4 protein-coding genes are annotated in these 3,788 nt (G+C 70.4%); 2 read left to right on the forward strand and 2 right to left on the reverse strand.

Going from position 1 to position 3,788, the window contains the following annotated elements:
- Positions 1-891: histidine phosphatase family protein (locus ACKOB8_RS15290; protein WP_526378761.1), on the reverse strand; the 891-nt coding region annotated here is incomplete at its 3' end.
- 87 nt (positions 892-978) lie between these two features.
- Between ACKOB8_RS15290 and ACKOB8_RS15295 the strand changes: the two genes are divergently transcribed.
- Complete coding sequence (locus ACKOB8_RS15295; RefSeq protein WP_526378763.1) at positions 979-2,349, forward strand: PE-PPE domain-containing protein; 1,371 nt, start codon at positions 979-981, stop codon at positions 2,347-2,349.
- Positions 2,350-2,446: 97 nt separating this feature from the next.
- Positions 2,447-3,331, forward strand: a complete 885-nt coding sequence (locus ACKOB8_RS15300; RefSeq protein ID WP_526378765.1) for a hypothetical protein — start codon at positions 2,447-2,449, stop codon at positions 3,329-3,331.
- Here the strand turns inward: ACKOB8_RS15300 and ACKOB8_RS15305 are convergent.
- On the reverse strand, positions 3,328-3,651 hold the full coding sequence (locus ACKOB8_RS15305) for a hypothetical protein (RefSeq protein WP_526378767.1): 324 nt from the start codon (positions 3,649-3,651) through the stop codon (positions 3,328-3,330). The genes ACKOB8_RS15300 and ACKOB8_RS15305 overlap by 4 nt on opposite strands.
- Positions 3,652-3,788 lie beyond the last annotated feature (137 nt).

Genomic DNA, 3,788 nt, shown 5'->3' on the forward strand with positions numbered 1-3,788 from the left:
CGGCGCGGTGACGATCGCGACGACGCCGTCCCACACCGCGGCGGCGACGGTGGCCAGCGAGGTCCCGTCGGCGAACCACGAGTCGTAGGGCAGCGACTGCACGATGTTGTAGATGCTGCGCTGCGGGGTGACGATCAGCTCGCGGAAGTCCAGGAACAGCTTGGTCAGCAGGTTCGGCGTCGGGCTGACCTCCTCCTCGTTCCAGCTCTGCAGGGTCCAGCCGTCCTCGGGGTTGCCGTTCACCACCACGATGCCGGTGTTCTCCAGCGGCCCGGTGATCACCGGGTTGGAGACGTTCATCAGCGTCCAGGCCTGGATCGTCGCGCCGTGGGCGAACACCACCGGGCTCAGGTCACCGCTGGCGTAGACGGTGTTGATCGCGTCGGTGGTCCGCGCGTTGAAGTTGTTGCCGGTCTCACCGAAGATCACCGGCAGCGCCCGCAGGCCCAGCGACCACGCCGCCACCGGGATGCTGTAGAGCAGCCCGGCCACCTCGAAGGCCAGGCTGTCGGCGCCGGTGTTGGTCTGGCCCTCCAGGTAACCGGCGGTGATCTCGCGCACTCCGCCCAGCACGACGGGGTCGATGCCGGAAAGTGCGACGTAGGGCGCGGCGGTCAGCGACGTGCGGATCATGTCCGAGACGTAGACGCCGTCGTGGGCGGTGGCGGCCAGGGTCTGGGCGACGGCGGCGGCCTGCTGCTCGCCCAGGGGGGTCAGCACCGGGCCGGGCACCGTGCTGCTGATGTAGCCGGCGGCGTTGGCGAGGGACTGCGCATGGCGCACCCAGGTCAGGGTGATCGACTGGGCCGCCCAGGCGGGCACGGCCGAGACCAGGAACAGTCCGACGGCGGTGAGCAGGGTGATCGAGGCGATTCGCAGTCGAGGCAACATGGGCCCACGCTAGCAACCAAGAAGCTACAATTCTTGCAGTTTGCTGGATGGCCGCGCGGCGGCGTCCCTGAACCGGTGGAGGCCCCCATGATGCGACGGACCCTGCGCGCGGTCGTGGTCTCCGCGCTGGCCGTGCTCGCCGCGATCGGTGTAAGTGTCACGTCCACGGTCAGCGCACCGCCCGCGCAGGCCGTCACCGCGCTGGTCGCCCCGGGCACCGGCACCCCCGACGCCAGCGTGGTCGCCGGCTACCTGCAGAACGCCCGCGACTACTACATGACCACCACGCCGTGCACGGCGGCCAACAACTGCAATGTGGTCGGGGTCAACTACCCGGCGACGTTCTGGCCGATCTTCTTCCGGCCGCGCTGGTGCGTTCCGGGTCGCTGCGAGAAGTGGGACGTCTCGGTGGCCGACGGGCTGAACAACTTCAACAGCCAGCTGGTCAACCTGTTGACCACCACCGACGAGGAGATCGTCCTGTTCGGCTACTCCCAGGGTGGGGCCATCGTCTCCGACCAGCTGCGGCTGATCGCCGGGATCGACCCCGCCCTCAAGGAGCGGCTGTCGGTGGTGCTGATCGGCAACATCGACAACCCACTGGGCGGGCCGTGGACGCAGCTGGGGTTCCTGGGCACCATCCCGATCGTCGACGTGACCACCGGCATGCCGACCATCGTCGACACCGGGATCCCGATGACCTCGGTGCACTTCGAGTACGACGGGGTGGGCGACTTCCCGCTGTACTGGGGCAACCTGCCGGCTTTCCTCAACGGCCTGGCGGGGTTCTGGTACGTGCACGGCCAGATGCTGTGGCCCAACGGCTACAACGAGACCGGCCTGCCCAACGGCTACACCCCCGCCGAGCTGGCCGACCAGATGAACCCGACCCTGCATCCGGAGAACTTCCGCTACGACAGCTACGGCAACCCGTTCATCACCGTGCCCACCCGCACCCTGCCGATCATGCAGCCGTTCATCGACCTCGGCAAGGCGCTCGGGCTGAGCTGGCTGGTGCAGCCCTTCGTTGACTTGGTCTCCCCCGCGCTGCGGGTGATCATCGACACCGCCTATGACCGCGAGCTCGATCCCGGTGTGCCGCGCTATCTTTCGCCGCTGCCGTTCAACCCGCGACTCAATCTCGTCGAGGTGGCCCAGGACTTCGTCGCCGCGGTTGGCGAAGGGGTGCAGGCCTTCCTCGACGACATCGGCGTGCGCGTGCCCGCCCCGTCGGTGCGCGAGCCCGCGGCGACCCCCGCGCGGGCCGCCGACTCGGTGCGGCTCGCCGCACGCGCACCGCGGCCCGCCGCCAGTTCCCGCACCCCGTCGGCCGCCGCGCAGCGCACGTCCCCGAGCACCGCCAAGGCCGGTGCCACGACGCAGCGCCGCGAGCGGGCCGCGCGCCCCACACCGGAAGCCGCCAAGTCGGCGAGCACGCGGGCCGCTCGCGCGGCCTGAGCGCGCCTGCGCCCCAGATCGCGCTGACAGCGCCAAGGCCCGGAAGTTAGACTTTGCCAGGCTCGCGGCCAGTGCGCGCCGGCACCGAGGAGGCGGCATGGGGCGCAAGAAACACATCCTGCTCGAGCACTACGCGGAGGGATCGCGGAAGAAGGCGGGAGCGCCGCAGAGTAAGCCCGACGCCGAACCCGGCGCGACGATCCCCCTCGTCGTCAAGCTGCTCATCATCACGGTCTACGCGCTGTGCGTGCTGTGGTTCTTCTTCGACGGCCGGGAATGGGAGACCGTCGCCGACATGGAATTCACCCCCGACTCCATCGCCGCCGCCACCGTCGGCGCCGTGCTCTGGGTGGGGCTGGCCGTCTACTTCGTGCGCGGTCTGATGCGCGCGGACAATCGCGGCGCCTACCTGCGCGCGCACCTCGGCATCCCGCTGCTGCTCGTCGCGGTCGTCTTCACCTACTTCGTGTGGCTGCCCGCGGTCGCGCTGGCGCTCATCGTCGGCGGCTTCATCCTCGAGTTGCCCCACCACACCAGAGACCACGAGTTGACCACCGCGCTGGCTCTGATCGTGTTCGTCAGTCTCATCGTGACCATCGGGCTGGTGCGCGTCGAAAGCACCGAGCAAGACTCCAAGCTCTCCACGATCAGCAACGGGCTGAGCTGGACGATCGCCCGGTTGTTGGAAGCCGAATACGTCCCGTTCGGTCACGACGTCGAGAACATGATCGAGGTCCAGCCGCTGACCCCCGACGGCCGCGACCTCGCGGCGGTGCTGGCCGTGTGCGGGGTGCTCTTCGCCGCGCTGATCGTCGGGGCCGTCGTCTCGTGGCTGACGCGCCGGGCCAACGAGGACGACGCCGACACGAGCGAGACGATCGAGGCGCTCGCCGGGGAGGTGGCCGGGCTGCGCGAGACCCTCGACCGGATCGCCGCCAAACTCGAACTCGACGCGCGCGACGAGACGCCGGATCGGCGCTAGGGGATCGGCGCCGGCTCGGCCGTGCTCGGCAGCACCGGGTAGGGCGTGCCCGGCGGGGCGTCGAAGTATCCCGGCGGCGGCGGGCCGTCCAGCGGGTAGTAGCCCGGCGGCAGCGCCGGGCGCGCGCCGTCGGACTCACCGGGCACCCCGACCGGGGTCTCCGAGCCGGGTGCGTTGATCGACACGTAGCCCGGCGGCAGCGCCGGGGCCGGGCCCGCACCGGGCGGCGGCGCCGGGCGCGCACCCTCGGGGCCGTAGAACTGATCCTGGGCGAACGCCGGATTGCGCGCGGTGTCCCACAGATCGCGCAGCGTCCCCATGATGCCCCCGCCGTACTTGCCCGACCCGCAGGTCGGGGCGGGCCAGTACGGGGGGGGCATCAAGGGGACGCTGGGCGATCTGTGGGACACCGCGCGCAATCCGGCGTTCGGCCAGGATGAGTGGTTCGGCCCCGAGG

This window comes from Mycobacterium sp., from assembly GCF_046091765.1.
Taxonomy (GTDB): Bacteria; Actinomycetota; Actinomycetes; order Mycobacteriales; family Mycobacteriaceae; genus Mycobacterium.

What these genes read in the sequence shown, in the direction of transcription:
- ACKOB8_RS15295 (WP_526378763.1), top strand. Translation starts at nt 979, where the DNA reads ATGATGCGACGGACCCTGCGCGCGGTCGTGGTCTCCGCGCTGGCCGTG.
- ACKOB8_RS15300 (WP_526378765.1), top strand. Translation starts at nt 2,447, where the DNA reads ATGGGGCGCAAGAAACACATCCTGCTCGAGCACTACGCGGAGGGATCG.
- ACKOB8_RS15305 (WP_526378767.1), bottom strand. Translation starts at nt 3,651, where the DNA reads ATGGGGACGCTGCGCGATCTGTGGGACACCGCGCGCAATCCGGCGTTC.